We start from the raw sequence: 16,456 nt of genomic DNA, 5'->3' as shown, positions 1-16,456 counted from the left end.
CATGCTCCCCCCATGTCCGAACCGACGCCCGTGTTCGATGATCTGCGTGCCGAGAGCGAGGAACTCGACCGGCTGGTCGCCGGGTTGAGCGCCGAGCGGTGGAGGGCGGCGACGCCCGCGCCCGGGTGGAGCGTCGCCCACCAGATCGCCCATCTCGCCTGGACCGACCGTTCCGCGTTCCTCGCCGTCACCGACCCCGAGCAGTTCCGCGCGCTGGTGGAGAAGGCGCTCGCCGCGCCCGACTCGTTCGTCGACCAGGGCGCCGAGGAGGGGGCCGCGCTGGCGCCGGAGGAGTTGCTGGACCGGTGGCGCGCGGGGCGGGCCGCCCTGGACGGCGCGCTGCGGGCGGCGGCGCCCGGCGCGCGGTTCCCCTGGTACGGGCCGCCCATGTCGGCCGCCTCGGTGGCCACCGGGCGGCTGATGGAGACCTGGGCGCACGGGCAGGACGTGGCGGACGCGCTCGGCGCGGTGCGCGCCCCGAGCGACCGGCTCCGGCACGTGGTGCGCATCGGGGTGCGGGCGCGGGACTTCGCGTTCGCGGTGCGGGGGCTGCCGGCGCCCGGCGAGGAGTTCCGGGTGGAGGTCGTCGCGCCGTCCGGCGCGGTGTGGACGTACGGGCCCGAGGACGCGGCCCAGCGGGTCGCCGGTCCCGCGCTCGACTTCTGCCTCCTGGTCACCCAGCGCGCGCACCGCGCCGACCTCGCCGTGCGCGCCGACGGCGCGGACGCCGACCGCTGGCTGGACATCGCCCAGGCCTTCGCCGGCCCGCCCGGCGCCGGCCGCCCGCCCCGGGCGGAAGCCGTCGCCGAGGGGAGCGCCTCGTGACCGCCGCCCGGACCGCGCTGCGCGTCGGCAACGCCTCCGGCTTCTACGGCGACCGTTTCGACGCCCTGCGCGAGATGCTCACCGGCGGCGAGCTGGACGTCCTCACCGGGGACTACCTCGCCGAGCTGACCATGCTGATCCTGGGCCGGGACCGGCTCAAGGACCCGAGCGCCGGATACGCCCGCACCTTCCTGCGCCAGCTGGAGGAGTGCCTCGGCCTCGCCCACGAGCGCGGGGTGCGGATCGTCGCCAACGCCGGCGGCCTCAACCCCGCCGGACTCGCCGGGCGGGTGCGCGAGCTGGCCGAACGGCTCGGCGTGCCGGTACGCGTCGCCCACGTCGAGGGCGACGACCGGACCGCCGCGCTCCCGGAGATCCTCGGCGCCGCCGGCCCCGGCGCGGCGCCCACGGGCGTCCTCGCCGCCCACGCCTACCTCGGCGGCTTCGGCATCGCCGCCTGCCTGGAGGCCGGCGCGGACATCGTGGTCACCGGGCGGGTCACCGACGCCGCCCTGGTCACCGGGCCCGCCGCCGCCCACTTCGGCTGGCGGCCGGACGACTACGACCGCCTGGCCGGCGCGGTCGTCGCCGGGCACGTGCTGGAGTGCGGCGCCCAGGCCACCGGCGGCAACTACGCCTTCTTCGCCGAGCACGGCCTCGACCGGCTGCGCCGCCCCGGCTTCCCGCTCGCCGAGATCCACGAGGACGGCAGCTGCGTCGTCACCAAGCACCCCGGCACCGGCGGCGTGGTGGACGTCGGCACGGTCACCGCGCAGCTCCTGTACGAGACGGGCGGCGCGCGCTACGCCGGCCCCGACGTCACCGCCCGGCTGGACACCGTACGGCTGCGCCAGGACGGGCCGGACCGGGTCAGGATCGACGGCGTGCGCGGGGAGGCCCCGCCGCCCACCCTCAAGGTCGGGCTCAACCGCCTCGGCGGCTTCCGCAACGAGGTCACCTTCGTCCTGACCGGACTGGACATCGAGGACAAGGCCGCCCTGGTGCGGCGGCAGATGGCGGACGCGTTCGGCGCCGCGAAGTCACCGCCCGGCGAGGTCCGCTGGGACCTGGTGCGCACCGACCGGCCCGACGCCGACACCGAGGAGTGCGCGAGCGCCCTGCTCCGGCTGGTCGTCCGGGACCAGGACCCCGAGGCGGTGGGCCGCGCCTTCAGCGGCGCCGCCATCGAACTCGCGCTCGCCGGATACCCCGGCTTCCACGTGCTCGCGCCGCCCGGCAAGGGAGCGCCCTACGGCGTCTTCGAGGCCGCGTACGTCCCCCAGGACACCGTCGATCACGTCGCCGTCCTTCCCGACGGCCGCCGTATCGCCGTACCGCCCGCCCCGGACGCCCGCGTGCTGGAGGACGTGCCCGAACCGGCGCCGCCGGAGCCGTTCGCGGCCGGGCCCACGCGCCGCGCGCCGCTCGGGCTCGTCGCCGGGGCGCGCAGCGGCGACAAGGGCGGCGACGCCAACGTCGGCGTGTGGGCGCGGTCGCGGGACGCCTGGCGGTGGCTGGCCGGCGAGCTGACCGCCGACCGGTTCCGGCAGCTGATCCCCGAGAGCCGGACGCTGCCCGTCACCCGGCACGCGCTGCCGAACCTGCGCGCCCTGAACTTCGTCGTGGAGGGGCTCCTCGGCGAGGGCGTCGCCGCCCAGCACCGCTTCGATCCGCAGGCCAAGGCCCTCGGGGAATGGCTGCGCTCCCGCCACCTGGACATACCGGAGGCCCTGCTGTGACGGTCCTGCCCACCGCCCTGGACACCGACTCCGCCGACTACCGGGCGGCCCGCGAGTCCATGCTCGCCAAGCTCGCCGAGCTGGAGGCCGAGCACGCCAAGGCACTCGCCGGCGGCGGCCCCAAGTACGTCGACCGGCACCGGGGCCGCGGCAAGCTCCTCGCCCGTGAGCGCGTCGAACTGCTCCTGGACCCCGACACGCCGTTCCTGGAGCTGTCGCCCCTGGCCGCCTGGGGCAGCGAGTACACCGTGGGCGCCTCGCTGGTCACCGGGATCGGCGTGGTCGAGGGCGTCGAGTGCCTGATCACCGCCAACGACCCGACCGTGCGCGGCGGCGCCAGCAACCCGTGGAGCCTGAAGAAGGCGCTGCGCGCCAACGACATCGCGCTCGCCAACCGGCTGCCCTGCATCAGCCTGGTGGAGTCCGGCGGCGCCGACCTGCCCTCGCAGAAGGAGATCTTCATCCCGGGCGGGGCCATCTTCCGCGACATCACCCGGCTGTCGGCGGCCGGCATCCCGACCGTCGCCGTCGTCTTCGGCAACTCCACCGCCGGCGGCGCCTACGTCCCCGGCATGTCCGACCACGTGATCATGGTCAAGGAGCGCGCCAAGGTGTTCCTCGGCGGGCCGCCGCTGGTGAAGATGGCCACCGGCGAGGAGAGCGACGACGAGTCCCTCGGCGGCGCCGAGATGCACGCGCGCGTGTCCGGTCTCGCCGACTACTTCGCCGTGGACGAGCGCGACGCGCTGCGCCAGGCGCGCCGCGTCGTCGCCCGCCTCAACCACCGCAAGGCCCACCCCGATCCCCCCTTCGCCGAACCGCCCGAACAGCCTGAACCTCCTAAATACGACAACGGGGAGCTTCTCGGCATAGTTCCCGGCGATCTGAAGATCCCCTTCGACCCGCGCGAGGTCATCGCCCGGATCGTGGACGGCTCCGACTTCGACGAGTTCAAGCCGCTGTACGGGACGAGCCTGGTGACCGGCTGGGCCGCCCTGCACGGCTATCCGGTCGGCATCCTCGCCAACGCCCAGGGCGTCCTGTTCAGCGCCGAGTCGCAGAAGGCCGCCCAGTTCATCCAGCTCGCCAACCAGCGCGACATCCCGCTGCTGTTCCTGCACAACACCACCGGCTACATGGTGGGCCGCGAGTACGAGCAGGGCGGCATCATCAAGCACGGCGCGATGATGATCAACGCCGTCTCCAACTCGCGCGTCCCGCACCTGTCCGTGCTCATGGGCGCCTCCTACGGCGCCGGCCACTACGGCATGTGCGGCCGCGCCTACGACCCGCGCTTCCTGTTCGCCTGGCCGAGCGCCAAGTCCGCCGTGATGGGCCCCCAGCAGCTGGCCGGCGTCCTGTCGATCGTCGCCCGGCAGTCGGCGGCGGCCAAGGGGCACCCCTACGACGACGAGGCGGACGCGGCGCTGCGCGCGATGGTCGAGCAGCAGATCGAGTCCGAGTCGCTGCCGATGTTCCTGTCCGGGCGGCTCTACGACGACGGCGTCATCGACCCGCGCGACACCCGCACCGTCCTCGGCCTGTGCCTGTCCGCCCTCCACACCGCTCCGTTCGAGGGCGCGCGCGGCGGCTTCGGCGTCTTCCGGATGTGAGGGAGCGAAACCAGTGAGGACGGACCCCGTGATTTCGACAGTCCTGATTTCGACAGTCCTGGTCGCCAACCGCGGCGAGATCGCCTGCCGTGTCTTCCGCACCTGCCGTGAGCTGGGCGTGCGCACGGTCGCCGTGCACTCCGACGCCGACGCGGACGCCCTGCACACCCGGATGGCCGACGCCGCCGTACGCCTGCCGGGCGCGACGCCCGCCGACACGTATCTGCGCGGCGACCTGATCGTGAAGGCGGCGCTCGCGGCCGGCGCGGACGCCGTGCACCCCGGCTACGGCTTCCTGTCGGAGAACGCCGGCTTCGCACGCGCCGTGCTGGACGCGGGCCTGGTGTGGATCGGGCCGCCACCGGAGGCGATCGAGGCGATGGCGTCCAAGACCCGCGCCAAGCAGCTCATGGGCATCGAGCCCCTCAAGGAGGTCACCGAGGCCGATCTGCCGGTGCTGGTGAAGGCGGCGGCGGGCGGCGGCGGGCGCGGGATGCGCGTCGTGCGGCGCCTGGCGGACCTGGACGCGGAGCTGGCCGCGGCGAGCGCGGAGGCGGCGAGCGCGTTCGGCGACGGCGAGGTGTTCACCGAGCCCTACGTCGAGGGCGGCCGCCACGTCGAGGTGCAGATCCTCGCCGACGCGCACGGCACCGTGTGGCCGCTCGGCACCCGCGACTGCTCCCTCCAGCGCCGCCACCAGAAGGTCATCGAGGAGGCCCCGGCGCCCGGCCTGCCCGAACCGCTCACCGCCGAGCTGTACGAGCTGGCCGTGCGCGCCGCCCGCGCCGTCGACTACGTCGGCGCCGGCACCGTGGAGTTCCTGGTCGAGGGCGGCCGGGCGCACTTCCTGGAGATGAACACCCGCCTCCAGGTGGAACACCCGGTCACCGAGGCCGTGTTCGGCCTCGACCTGGTCGCCCTCCAGCTGCACGTCGCCGAGGGCCACGCCCTGGAGGGCGCGCCGCCGACCGCGCGCGGGCACGCGATCGAGGCGCGTCTGTACGCCGAGGACCCGGCCCGCGACTGGGCGCCGCAGACCGGCGTCCTGCACCGCCTCGCCGTCCCCGACGGCGTCCGTCTGGACACCGGCTACGGCGACGGCGACCCGATCGGCGTCCACTACGACCCGATGCTCGCCAAGGTCGTCGCCCACGCCCCCACCCGCGCCCAGGCCCTGCGCAAGCTCGCCGGCGCCCTGGAGCGGGCCGCCGTCCACGGCCCGGTCACCAACCGCGACCTGCTGGTCCGCTCGCTGCGGCACGAGGAGTTCGCGACCGCGCGGATGGACACCGGCTTCTACGACCGCCACCTCGGCGCGCTGACCGGCCCGGCCGCCGACCCGTACGCGCCGCTGGCCGCCGCGCTCGCCGACGCCTGCGGACGCTCCCGGTTCGGCGGCTGGCGCAACCTGCCCTCGCAGCCGCAGGTCAAGCGGTACCTGATGGCGGGCGAGGAGTACGAGGCCCGCTACCGGCACACCCGCGAGGGGCTCGCCGCGGACACCGACGAGGTGCGCGTCGTGCACGCGGACGCCTCACTCGTCGTCCTCGAAGTGGACGGCGTACGGCGCCGGTTCGAGGTCGCCCGCTACGGCGACCAGGTGCACGTGGGCGCCACCGCCCTCACCGCCCTGCCCCGCTTCCCCGACCCGGCCGCCCAGCGCGCCCCCGGCTCCCTGCTGGCCCCCATGCCGGGCACGGTCGTCCGCGTTGCCGAGGGCCTGACCGAGGGCTCCCCGGTCCAGTCCGGCCAGCCCCTGCTGTGGCTGGAGGCCATGAAGATGGAACACAAGATCACCGCCCCCACCACAGGCACCCTGACATCCCTGCAAGCGACCCCAGGCCAGCAAGTGGAGGTCGGCACCTTGCTGGCCGTGGTCCAGGAGTAGCGCCCCCCAAGGGGCGCGGGGAACTGCGCGCCCAGCCAAAACCAACCCGCACCCACAAGCCGACAGCACCCCACCCCCCCCAGGGGCGCGGGGAACTGCGCACCCAGCCACCCACAAACCCGCACCCGGGAGACCACACATGCCCCCCGTAATCGAATCCGAAGAACAAAGCGACCTCCGCGCGGCGGTAGCCGCACTGGGGAAGCGCTACGGCCGCGACTACATCACCCGCACCGTCGCAGAAGGCCGCCACCCCACCGAACTCTGGTCCGACGCGGGCAAACTCGGCTACCTGGGCGTCAACCTGCCGGAGGCATACGGCGGCGGAGGCGGCGGAGTCACCGAACTCTCCATAGTCCTGGAGGAGCTGGGCGCCGCAGGCAGCCCCCTCCTCATGCTCGTCGTCTCACCGGCCATCTGCGGCACCGTCATCGCCCGCTTCGGCACCGAGGAGCAGAAGCGCACCTGGCTCCCCGGCATCGCCGACGGCACCCGCACCATGGCCTTCGGCATCACCGAGCCCGACGCCGGCTCCAACTCGCACCGCATCACCACCACCGCCCGCCGCGACGGCGACGACTGGCTCCTCACCGGCCGCAAGGTGTTCATCTCCGGCGTCGACATCGCCGACGCCGTCCTGATCGTCGGCCGTACCGAGGACGCCCGCACCGGCCGCCTCAAGCCGTGCCTGTTCATCGTCCCGCCGGACGCCGAGGGCTTCCAGCGCCACCCCATCGACATGGAACTCAACGCCGCCGAGAAGCAGTTCGAGCTGGTGCTGGACGACGTACGGCTGCCCGCCGACGCGCTCGTCGGCGACGAGGACGCGGGCCTGCTGCAACTGTTCGCCGGCCTCAACCCCGAGCGCATCATGACGGCCGCCTTCGCGATCGGCATGGGCCGCTACGCCCTGGGCCGCGCCCTGGAGTACGCCCGCGAGCGCACCGTGTGGAAGGCGCCGATCGGCGCCCACCAGGCCATCGCGCACCCGCTGGCCCGCGCCCACATCGACCTCGAACTCGCCCGTCTGATGATGCAGAAGGCCGCCCACCTCTACGACGCGGGCGACGACATCGGCGCGGGCGAGGCCGCCAACATGGCCAAGTACGCGGCCGGTGAGGCGTGCGTGAACGCCGTCGACCAGGCCGTGCACACCCTCGGCGGCAACGGCCTCACCCGCGAGTACGGACTCGCCTCGCTGATCACGGCCGCGCGCGTGGCCCGGATCGCGCCGGTGAGCCGGGAGATGATCCTGAACTACGTCTCCCACCAGAGCCTGGGCCTGCCCAAGTCGTACTGATCCCGCACCCCGCACCGCTCCGTACCCACCCGCCGGCCGGCGGGGCGAGGAGGAACCGTGTTCCGCAGCGCGTACGCAGACGTCCCGGCCGTAGAACTGCCCATCCACGACGCCGTCCTGGGCCACGCCGCCGAGTTCGGCGACACGCCCGCCCTGATCGACGGCACGGACGGCACCACCCTCACCTACGCGCAGGTGGACCGCTTCCACCGGCGCCTCGCCGCCGCGCTCGCCGAGGCCGGCGTGCGCAAGGGCGACGTCCTCGCCCTGCACAGCCCCAACACCGTCGCCTTCCCGATCGCCTTCTACGCGGCCACCCGCGCGGGCGCCACGGTCACCACCGTGCACCCGCTCGGCACCGCCGAGGAAGTGGCCAAACAGCTCACCGACTCGGCGGCCCGCTGGATCGTCACCGTCTCGCCGCTGCTCCCGGTCGCCCGCAGGGCCGCCGAACTCGCGGGCGGCATCGAGGAGATCCTCGTCTGCGACAGCGCGCCCGGACACCGCTCGCTGCTCGACCTGCTCGCCTGCGACGCGCCCGAACCCTCCGTCGCCGTCGATCCGGCGGCGGACGTCGCGGTCCTGCCGTACTCCTCGGGCACCACCGGCGTCCCCAAGGGCGTCATGCTCACCCACCGCCAGATCGCCACCAACCTCGCCCAGCTCGAACCCGCGATCACCGCGGGCCCCGGCGAACGCGTCCTGGCCGTCCTGCCGTTCTTCCACATCTACGGCCTGACCGCGCTCATGAACGCGCCCCTGCGCAAGGGCGCCACCGTCGTCGTCCTGCCCCGCTTCGAACTGGACGGCTTCCTCGCCGCCGTCCAGAACCACCGCATCACCGCCCTCTACGTCGCCCCGCCGATCGTCCTGGCCCTGGCCAAGCACCCGGCGGTGGACGGCTACGACCTGTCCTCGCTGAAGTACGTCATCAGCGCGGCCGCCCCGCTGGACGCCGCACTCGCCGCGGCCTGCTCCCGCCGGCTCGGCCTGCCCCCGGTCGGCCAGGCCTACGGCATGACGGAGCTGTCCCCAGGCACCCACGTCGTCCCGCGGGACGCCCTGGAGAAGGCGCCGCCCGGCACGGTCGGCAAGCTCATCGCGGGCACCGAGATGCGGATCGTCTCCCTGGACGACCCCGGCGCCGACCTGGGCGCGGGCGAGGCCGGCGAGATCCTCGTCCGCGGACCGCAGGTCATGAAGGGCTACCTGGGCCGGCCCGACGCCACCGCCGCCATGATCGACGCCGACGGCTGGCTGCACACCGGCGACGTCGGCCGCGTCGACGCCGACGGCTGGCTCTTCGTCGTGGACCGCGTCAAGGAACTCATCAAGTACAAGGGCTACCAGGTCGCCCCCGCCGAACTGGAGGCACTGCTGCTCACCCACCCCGACATCGCCGACGCCGCCGTCGTCGGCGCCACCGACGGCGACGGCAACGAGATCCCGCACGCCCACGTCGTGCGCCGCGCCGGCGCCGACCACCCGACCGAGGCCGAGGTCATGACGTACGTCGCCGAACGCGTCGCCCCCTACAAACGCGTCCGCGAGGTCACCTTCATCGACACCGTGCCGCGCGCCGTCTCCGGCAAGATCCTGCGGCGACAGCTCAGGGAGCGCCCATGACCAGCGCCGTAGGCCGCGACCGCACCCGGGGCGTGGAGACACTCAGCCTGGACTCGGCCGCCACCCGCAACGCCCTGTCCGCCGCGCTGGTCGGCGAACTCGCCGCCGCGCTCACCGAGTGCGGCGAGGACCCCGGCGTACGCGCCGTCGTCCTCACCCACACCGGCACCACCTTCTGCGCCGGCGCCGACCTGCGCGACCCGCCCCACCCGGACGCGCTGGTCGCCCTGCTGCGGCAGATCGTGGAGCTGCCCAAGCCCGTCGTCGCCCGGATCACCGGACACGTCCGCGCCGGCGGCCTCGGACTGCTCGCCGCCTGCGACATCACCGCCGCCGCCGGCACGGCCGACTTCGCCTTCACCGAGGTGCGCATCGGGGTGGCGCCCGCCGTGATCTCGCTGACCGTGCTGCCCCGCGCCGACCCGCGCGTCCTCGCCCGCCACTACCTCACCGGCGAACGCTTCGACGCCGCCGAAGCCGTACGCGCCGGCCTGCTCACCGCCGCGGGCGACGACGTGGACGCCGTCCTCGCGCCCGTCCTGGACGGGCTGCGCAGATCCTCGCCCGAGGGCCTGGCCGAGACGAAACGGCTGCTCACGGCTAAGGTGCTGGAGACATTCGACCGGGAAGCGGCCGGTCTGACCGCGCTCTCGGCCCGGCTGTTCAGCTCCGACCAGGCCAGGGAGGGGATGACGGCCTTCCTCGAACGACGGGATGCCGCATGGGTGCTGTGACCGCAGCCGACCGCCGCCCCAAGCAGGACCGCAGCCGGGCCACCCGGCAGCGGCTCCTCCAGGCGGCCGTGGCCTGCCTGGCCGAACACGGCTGGGCGGGCTCCACGGTGTCCGTCGTGGCCGAACGCGCCGGCGTCTCCCGCGGCGCCGCCCAGCACCACTTCCCCACCCGCGAGGACCTGTTCACCGCGGCCGTCGAATACGTCGCCGAGGAACGCTCCACCGCCCTGCGCGCCCTCTTCCCGCAGAGCGGCCAGGGCCCGGCGGGCGACCGCCGGGCCGTCGTCACCGCCCTGGTCGACCTCTACACCGGCCCCCTCTTCCGCGCCGCCCTGCACCTGTGGGTCGCCGCCTGCAACGAGGACCAGCTGCGCCCCCGCGTCACCGAGCTGGAGGCCCGCGTCGGCCGCGAGAACCACCGCATAGCCGTCGAGCTGCTGGGCGCCGACGAGTCGCGCCCCGGCGTCCGCGAGAGCGTCCAGGGCTTCCTCGACATGGCCCGCGGCCTCGGCCTGGCCAACCTCCTCACCGACGACACCGCCCGCCGCGAGCGCGTCGTCGCCCAATGGGCCGCCCTCCTCGACGAGGCCCTCCGCTGAACCGCCCCCGGGGCCGGGGACAGACGCGGGAAAACGTGAACCGGGCCACACCGGTCGCGGCCGGGCCGCAGTAACCTGTGCGCATGCCCGCGATACTCGTCCGACGCCGCCACGTGGACTACGTGCGCGTCACGAGCACGGGCTGTCGGCGCTCCGCCTGACCCCCGCCCCAGGGACCGTCTGCCGTCCCCAGGGTCTCCCGCCGCCGCGGCGCCCGAGCCGCGCGCCCCCCACCGGCCCACCCGGCCCACCGGATCTCCCGACCCGACCCAGCGGGTCCCACCGATCCGGCCCACCCGGTCTCTCCCACCCCGGCCTCCGCGGTCGCCCGCCCACCCACGGCGGCGGCCCGGACCCCCGTACACCCCGCGGACTCCTCATGACCCACACGGCGACTAACCCGTCGAACACCCAGTACAACCCGTACACCCCGTCCTACCAGCAGCTGCCCGTCATCGACCTGTCCGCCGCCGACCGCGGCCCCCAGGCCCGGGCCCTGCTCCACGCCCAACTGCACAGCGCCGCGCACGACGTGGGCTTCTTCCAGCTCGTCGGGCACGGCGTCACCCAGGCCGAGACCGACGCCCTGCTCACCGCCACGCACGCCTTCTTCCGGCTGCCCGAGGCCGACCGCCTGGCCCTGGACAACGTGGGCTCCCCGCACTTCCGCGGCTACACCCGCACCGGCGACGAACGCACCGGCGGCGCCCGCGACTGGCGCGACCAGCTCGACATCGGCGCCGAACGCCCCGCCCGAATCCCCGCCCCGGGCGACCCCGCCTACTGGTGGCTCCAGGGCCCCAACCAGTGGCCCGCCGCCCTGCCCGAGCTGCGCACCGCCGCCCTGCACTGGATCGACCGGCTCAGCGCCGTCGCCCGCAGGCTGCTGCGCGAACTGCTCACCGCCATCGGCGCGCCCGCCGGCTTCTACGACCCCGCCTTCGGCCCGCACGCCCACCCGCAGCTCAAACTCGTCCGCTACCCCGGCAGCGCCGGCGACGGCGCCGGCCAGGGCGTCGGCGCCCACAAGGACTACGGCTTCCTGACCCTGCTGCTCCAGGACGAGATCGGCGGGCTCCAGGTGCAGCGCGAGGACGGGCGCTTCCACGACGTGCCGCCGCTGCCGGGCGCGTTCGTCGTCAACCTCGGCGAACTGCTGGAGGTCGCCACCGACGGCTACCTGCTGGCCACCAACCACCGCGTCGTCTCCCCGCCCGGCGCCACCGAGCGGTTCTCCGTGCCGTTCTTCTACAACCCGCGCCTGGACGCCCGGGTGGCCAAGCTGCCCTTCCCGCACGCCGCCACCGCCCCCGGCGTCACCGACGACCCGGACAACCCGCTGTTCGCCGAGTACGGCTACAACGAGCTGAAGGGCAAGCTGCGCGCCCACCCCCTGGTCGCCCGCCGGCACCACGCGGAACTGCTCAGCCCCGCGTGACGCCGAAGACGCCGCAGGCCCGCGCACGTGCGTGCGCGGGCCTGCGGCGTCCGGTCAGTGCGCGATGTCCTCGTTCAGTGTGTGATGTCCTCGTAGCCCGCCACGTCGCGCGGGCCGCGCGGGCCCGGGCCGATGTAGCGGGCCGAGGGCCGCACCAGCCGGCCGGTGCGCTTCTGCTCCAGGATGTGCGCCGACCAGCCCGCGGTGCGGGCGCACGTGAACATCGAGGTGAACATGTGCGCCGGCACCTCGGCGAAGTCCAGCATGATCGCCGCCCAGAACTCCACGTTGGTGGCCAGCACCCGGTCCGGGCGGCGGTTGTGCAGCTCCTCCAGCGCCGCCTTCTCCAGCGCCTCGGCCACCTCGAACCGCGGCGCGCCCAGCTCCCGCGCGGTACGGCGCAGCACCCGCGCCCGCGGGTCCTCCGCCCGGTACACCCGGTGGCCGAAGCCCATCAGCCGCTCGCCGCGGTCCAGGGCCCGCTTGACGTAGCCGGTCGCGTCCCCGGTCCGCTCGATCTCCTCGATCATGCCGAGCACCCGGGAGGGCGCGCCGCCGTGCAGCGGGCCGGACATCGCGCCCACCGCGCCCGACAGGGCGGCGGCCACGTCCGCGCCGGTGGAGGCGATGACGCGGGCGGTGAAGGTGGAGGCGTTCATGCCGTGCTCGGCGGCGGAGGACCAGTAGGCGTCCACGGCCTTCACGTGCTTGGGGTCCGGCTCGCCGCGCCAGCGGATCATGAACCGCTCGGTGATCGAGCCCGCCTTGTCGATCTCGCTCTGCGGCACCATCGGCAGGCCCTGCCCGCGCGCCGACTGGGCGACGTAGGACAGCGCCATCACGGCGGCCCGGGCCAGGTCCTCGCGGGCCTGCTCGGCGTCGATGTCCAGCAGCGGTTTCAGGCCCCACACCGGGGCGAGCATCGCCAGCGCCGACTGCACGTCCACCCGGATGTCACCCGAGTGCACCGGGATCGGGAACGGCTCGGCCGGCGGCAGGCCCGGGTTGAAGGCGCCGTCGACGAGCAGTCCCCACACGTTGCCGAAGGAGACGTGGCCGACCAGCTCCTCGATGTCGACGCCCCGGTAGCGGAGGGCGCCGCCCTCCTTGTCCGGTTCGGCGATCTCCGTCTCGAACGCGACGACTCCCTCGAGCCCGGGTACGAAGTCGGACATCAGGCGGCTCCTCGTGGTCTGTGCGACAGATGGTGCGGTGGGGACGACGCCCCAGCTGTCGGAGGTCGTGGTGGATCGTGGTGGAACGTGAACGGTGTGCGCGCCCGCCGGCGCGGTTCCGCGGTCGCGTCCGACGACTCGCGGTCCGGGGCGGTCATCCCTTGTGTGCCCCGTGCGCTCGGCGCTCACCCCATTGGTACGGGCACGATATCCCCGAGTGCCACGGATGGGGAGAGTACGCGGCACTCGGTGCCACGCAGTGACCAAGGACACCCGGCCGTCCGCGACCGGGCATACGGCAAGATGACCGCGTGACCGACCGAGCAGCCGGAGAATCCGCGTCCCTCGACCTCGCCGCCATGCGCAAGCACTACCGGGCCGAGGGCCTCACCGAGGCCGACCTCGCCGACACGCCCGTGGCGCAGTTCGCCCACTGGTTCCAGCAGGCCGCCGCCGAGGGCCACCTGTTCGAGCCCAACGCCATGATCGTCTCCACGGCCGACGCCCAGGGCCGCCCCAGCTCCCGCACGGTCCTGCTGAAGGGCTTCGACGAACAGGGCTTCGTCTTCTACACCAACTACGACTCCCGCAAGGCCCGCGACCTCGCCGAGAACCCCTACGTCTCGCTGCTCTTCCCCTGGCACCCGATGGCCCGCCAGGTCATCGTCCAGGGCGTCGCCCGCCGCACCGGCCGCGAGGAGACCGCCGCCTACTTCCGCACCCGCCCGCACGGCTCCCAGCTCGGCGCCTGGGCCAGCGCCCAGTCCACCGTCATCACCACCCGCGGCACCCTCGACGCCGCCTACACCGAGCTCGCCGCCCGCTACCCCGAGGGCGAGCAGGTCCCGGTGCCGCCGCACTGGGGCGGCTTCCGCGTCGCACCCCGGTCGGTCGAGTTCTGGCAGGGCCGCGAGAACCGCCTGCACGACCGCCTGCGCTACGCCGCCGAACCCGACGGCGCCTGGCGGGTGGAACGGCTCAGCCCCTGACGGGACTCCCCGCAGGGGGAGGCGCCACAGGGGGAAGGGGCCGCAGGGCGGGCCGTATTGACACGGCTGTGGTCCAGACCTCACCGTGATCGCGACGTGCAGACACCACCCCGAAGGGACGGAACCCGCATGAGCGACCGTACGCCGGCCGACCAGTTCTTCGACGCGGCCATCGGCCTGCTCCAGCGGGTCCGCGACGAGGAGGCCGACGCCGTCACGGCGGCCGGCGCCCTGCTCGCCGACACCGTCGCCGCCGGCGGCCGCCTCTTCGCCTTCGGCGCCGGCCACTCCTCCCTCGCCGCCCAGGACGTCGTCTACCGCGCCGGCGGCCTCGCCCTGATGAACCTGCTCGCCGTCCCCGGCGCCGTCGGCGTCGACGTCATGCCCGCCACCCTCGGCTCCGCCCTGGAACGCGTCGACGGACTGGCCGCCGCCGTCCTGGACAGCTCCCCCATCCGCGCCGGCGACGCCCTCGTGATCGTCTCCCTCTCCGGCCGCAACGCCCTGCCCGTCGAGATGGCCATGAACGCCCGCGCCCTCGGCATCAAGGTCATCGGCGTCACCTCGGTCGCCTACGCCACCCGGACCAGCTCGCGGCACACCTCCGGGACGTACCTGAAGGACCACTGCGACGTCGTCCTCGACTCCAAGATCGCCGTCGGCGACGCCGAACTCACCCTCGACACCGTCCCGGCGCCCTTCGCGCCCGCCTCCACCGTCGTCACCTCCGCCCTCATGCAGGCCGTCATGGCCACCGCCGCGAGCGCCCTCGCCGACCGCGGCATCGAGCCCCCGCTGCTGCGCTCCGGCAACGTCGACGGCGGCCACGACTGGAACGCCCGCGTCTTCGACCAGTACGCCGACCGGATCTTCTACCGCCGCTGACCCCGCCCGGCCGCCCCGGCCGCCCGAAAGTGCCCCCAACTTGCGGGAATCCGATGTGGGCTGCGTCACGTTCAAGTTGAATGACGGCCAGAGAGCGAACCGACGCGGCACGACGCGCCGACGCGGCCTGAGGGGGTCCAGGTGAGTGCTTCCCGGCGTAGTGGGACCACCGACGAACTCGGACCGGACGAGCCCGAGCCCGACCGGAGCCGTACCGGGTGCGCCGACGCGCCCGGCGGCCCCGACGGCTCCGACCTGCTCGCCGCCCTCCTCGACGGCATGGACGCCGCTTTGTGCGCCTTCGACGCGCACGGCGTCGTCACCCACTGGAACCGCGAGGCCGAACGCATCCTCGGCTGGAGCGCCGCCGAGGCCGTCGGACGGCACGGCTTCGCCGGCTGGGCGGTCCGCAGCGCCGACGCCGAGGACGTCGAACGGCGCCTGCTCGCCGCCATGCGCGCCCCCGGCCGCCAGGTCCACGAGTTCGCCCTGCTCACCAAGGACGGCGGCCGCGTCCTGGTGCGCACCCAGTCGGCCGCCGTCCGCGGCCCCGACGGCGCGCCCGCCGGGCTCTACTGCGCCTTCAGCGAGGTGCACGCGCAGATCGACCTCGAACGCTCCATCGCCCTGGGCGAAGCCCTCCTCCAGGACGCCTCCTGGGGCGTCGTCCTCGTCGACGCCGACCTGCGCCCCGCCCTCGTCAACGCCCACGCCGCCGACGCCCTCGGCACCGGCCGCACCGCCCCCCTCGGCCGCCCGCTCGGCGAACTGCTCTCCCAGGGCGTCGAAGAACTGGAGAGCGCCCTCACCCACGTCCTGGCCGAGGGCGCGCCGCCGGTGCCCGCCGAGATCTGGATCGGCGTGCGCACCCCGGAGGGCGAGCGGCGGCGCTGCTGGCGCAACGGCTTCGTCCGGCTCGCCTCACCGCTGGCCGAGGAACCCGTGCCGCTCGGCGTGGCCTGGCTGTTCGTCGACGTCACCGAGGCCAAGCAGGGCGAGCAGGAGACATCCCTGCTGCGGTTCCGCACCAACCAGCTGCACCGGGCCGCCCGCGCCGCCGCCGAGTGCGAGGACCCGCTGGAGGCCGCCACCGTCCACCTCGACTTCGCCCTCGCGGGCTTCGCCGACCACGCCGTCATCGACTGCCTGGCCGACGACAGCAACGCCCCGAGTGACGCCCCGACCGGCGACACGTCCGACGACACGCCCGGCCCGCCGGTGCGCCTGGTCCGTGTCTGCGCCACCCCGGCCGCCGGTCCGGGCCCCAGCCTGCGCACCGGCCGCACCGCCCTCCCGGTCCGCTACGGCCCCGGCCACCCCGCCCTCCAGTGCGTCGAGCGCAACGGCTCCGTACGGGCCACCGCCGGCGCCGCGTCCGCCGAACAGGCCCGCGCGTGGGCCGCCTCCCGCCAGTGGCCGGCGGACACGGTGCACGCCCTGTGCGCGGTCCTGCGCAGCCGGGGCAGGACCCTGGGCGTCGTCACCTTCCTGCGCGCCCCGGGCCGCGCCCCCTTCGAGCGCCCCGACACCGCCCACGCCGAGGACGTGGCCGCCCGTATCGCCACCGCGCTCGACCTCGCGGCCCCGACCCGGGCCGGCCGCCCCTGAGCGCGATCGCGCGAGAGCGCCGCCGGCGACGTCGGAC

General features: G+C 74.5%; 13 protein-coding genes. 12 read left to right on the top strand and 1 reads right to left on the bottom strand.

The genetic code is table 11. The features are described 5' to 3' along the window. Positions 1 to 12: 12 nt before the first annotated feature. The 9 genes from ABEB07_RS24295 to ABEB07_RS24255 all read left to right on the top strand — a co-directional run bounded on the left by ABEB07_RS24295 (position 13) and on the right by ABEB07_RS24255 (position 11,762). Positions 13 to 825, top strand: a complete 813-nt coding sequence (locus ABEB07_RS24295; RefSeq protein ID WP_345670290.1) for a TIGR03084 family metal-binding protein — start codon at positions 13 to 15, stop codon at positions 823 to 825. Further along, on the top strand, positions 822 to 2,564 hold the full coding sequence (locus tag ABEB07_RS24290; protein ID WP_345670289.1) for an acyclic terpene utilization AtuA family protein: 1,743 nt from the start codon (positions 822 to 824) through the stop codon (positions 2,562 to 2,564). The genes ABEB07_RS24295 and ABEB07_RS24290 overlap by 4 nt, the downstream gene beginning before the upstream one ends. Beyond that, positions 2,561 to 4,177: an acyl-CoA carboxylase subunit beta gene (locus ABEB07_RS24285; RefSeq protein ID WP_345670288.1), complete on the top strand. Its 1,617-nt coding sequence runs from the start codon at positions 2,561 to 2,563 to the stop codon at positions 4,175 to 4,177. The genes ABEB07_RS24290 and ABEB07_RS24285 overlap by 4 nt, the downstream gene beginning before the upstream one ends. Positions 4,178 to 4,220: 43 nt before the next feature. Then, positions 4,221 to 6,065 (top strand): ATP-binding protein, encoded by a 1,845-nt coding sequence (locus ABEB07_RS24280; RefSeq protein ID WP_345670325.1) that lies wholly within the window; start codon positions 4,221 to 4,223, stop codon positions 6,063 to 6,065. 139 nt (positions 6,066 to 6,204) lie between these two features. Next, positions 6,205 to 7,365 (top strand): acyl-CoA dehydrogenase family protein, encoded by a 1,161-nt coding sequence (locus tag ABEB07_RS24275; protein WP_164589829.1) that lies wholly within the window; start codon positions 6,205 to 6,207, stop codon positions 7,363 to 7,365. A gap of 57 nt (positions 7,366 to 7,422) precedes the next feature. Further along, entirely contained in the window at positions 7,423 to 8,991 is a 1,569-nt protein-coding gene (locus ABEB07_RS24270) for a 4-coumarate--CoA ligase family protein (RefSeq protein ID WP_345670285.1), read from the top strand. Next, on the top strand, positions 8,988 to 9,725 hold the full coding sequence (locus tag ABEB07_RS24265) for an enoyl-CoA hydratase family protein (protein ID WP_345670284.1): 738 nt from the start codon (positions 8,988 to 8,990) through the stop codon (positions 9,723 to 9,725). The genes ABEB07_RS24270 and ABEB07_RS24265 overlap by 4 nt, the downstream gene beginning before the upstream one ends. Then, positions 9,713 to 10,324, top strand: coding sequence for a TetR/AcrR family transcriptional regulator (locus ABEB07_RS24260; RefSeq protein ID WP_345670283.1), 612 nt, complete (start codon positions 9,713 to 9,715; stop codon positions 10,322 to 10,324). The genes ABEB07_RS24265 and ABEB07_RS24260 overlap by 13 nt, the downstream gene beginning before the upstream one ends. A gap of 379 nt (positions 10,325 to 10,703) precedes the next feature. After that, positions 10,704 to 11,762: an isopenicillin N synthase family dioxygenase gene (locus ABEB07_RS24255; RefSeq protein WP_345670281.1), complete on the top strand. Its 1,059-nt coding sequence runs from the start codon at positions 10,704 to 10,706 to the stop codon at positions 11,760 to 11,762. Between the two features lie 74 nt (positions 11,763 to 11,836). On the opposite strand, the gene ABEB07_RS24250 is transcribed toward ABEB07_RS24255, so the two are convergent. After that, entirely contained in the window at positions 11,837 to 12,937 is a 1,101-nt protein-coding gene (locus tag ABEB07_RS24250) for a citrate synthase 2 (RefSeq protein WP_345670279.1), read from the bottom strand. A 359-nt stretch (positions 12,938 to 13,296) separates the two neighbouring features. Between ABEB07_RS24250 and pdxH the strand changes: the two genes are divergently transcribed. From pdxH to ABEB07_RS24235, 3 genes are all read left to right on the top strand, one after another. Next, entirely contained in the window at positions 13,297 to 13,926 is a 630-nt protein-coding gene (gene pdxH / locus ABEB07_RS24245) for a pyridoxamine 5'-phosphate oxidase (RefSeq protein ID WP_425589070.1), read from the top strand. A gap of 129 nt (positions 13,927 to 14,055) precedes the next feature. Further along, on the top strand, positions 14,056 to 14,811 hold the full coding sequence (locus tag ABEB07_RS24240) for an SIS domain-containing protein (protein ID WP_345670277.1): 756 nt from the start codon (positions 14,056 to 14,058) through the stop codon (positions 14,809 to 14,811). 141 nt (positions 14,812 to 14,952) lie between these two features. Further along, positions 14,953 to 16,419 (top strand): PAS domain-containing protein, encoded by a 1,467-nt coding sequence (locus tag ABEB07_RS24235; protein ID WP_345670276.1) that lies wholly within the window; start codon positions 14,953 to 14,955, stop codon positions 16,417 to 16,419. Positions 16,420 to 16,456: the final 37 nt, after the last annotated feature.

This window comes from Streptomyces similanensis, assembly GCF_039543625.1.
GTDB classification, from domain to species: Bacteria; Actinomycetota; Actinomycetes; order Streptomycetales; family Streptomycetaceae; genus Streptomyces; species Streptomyces similanensis.
This window is presented reverse-complemented; position numbering and strand designations above follow the sequence as displayed.

What these genes read in the sequence shown, in the direction of transcription:
- ABEB07_RS24295 (WP_345670290.1), top strand. Translation starts at nt 13, where the DNA reads ATGTCCGAACCGACGCCCGTGTTCGATGATCTGCGTGCCGAGAGCGAG.
- ABEB07_RS24275 (WP_164589829.1), top strand. Translation starts at nt 6,205, where the DNA reads ATGCCCCCCGTAATCGAATCCGAAGAACAAAGCGACCTCCGCGCGGCG.
- ABEB07_RS24265 (WP_345670284.1), top strand. Translation starts at nt 8,988, where the DNA reads ATGACCAGCGCCGTAGGCCGCGACCGCACCCGGGGCGTGGAGACACTC.
- ABEB07_RS24260 (WP_345670283.1), top strand. Translation starts at nt 9,713, where the DNA reads ATGGGTGCTGTGACCGCAGCCGACCGCCGCCCCAAGCAGGACCGCAGC.
- ABEB07_RS24255 (WP_345670281.1), top strand. Translation starts at nt 10,704, where the DNA reads ATGACCCACACGGCGACTAACCCGTCGAACACCCAGTACAACCCGTAC.
- ABEB07_RS24250 (WP_345670279.1), bottom strand. Translation starts at nt 12,937, where the DNA reads ATGTCCGACTTCGTACCCGGGCTCGAGGGAGTCGTCGCGTTCGAGACG.
- pdxH (WP_425589070.1), top strand. Translation starts at nt 13,297, where the DNA reads ATGCGCAAGCACTACCGGGCCGAGGGCCTCACCGAGGCCGACCTCGCC.
- ABEB07_RS24240 (WP_345670277.1), top strand. Translation starts at nt 14,056, where the DNA reads ATGAGCGACCGTACGCCGGCCGACCAGTTCTTCGACGCGGCCATCGGC.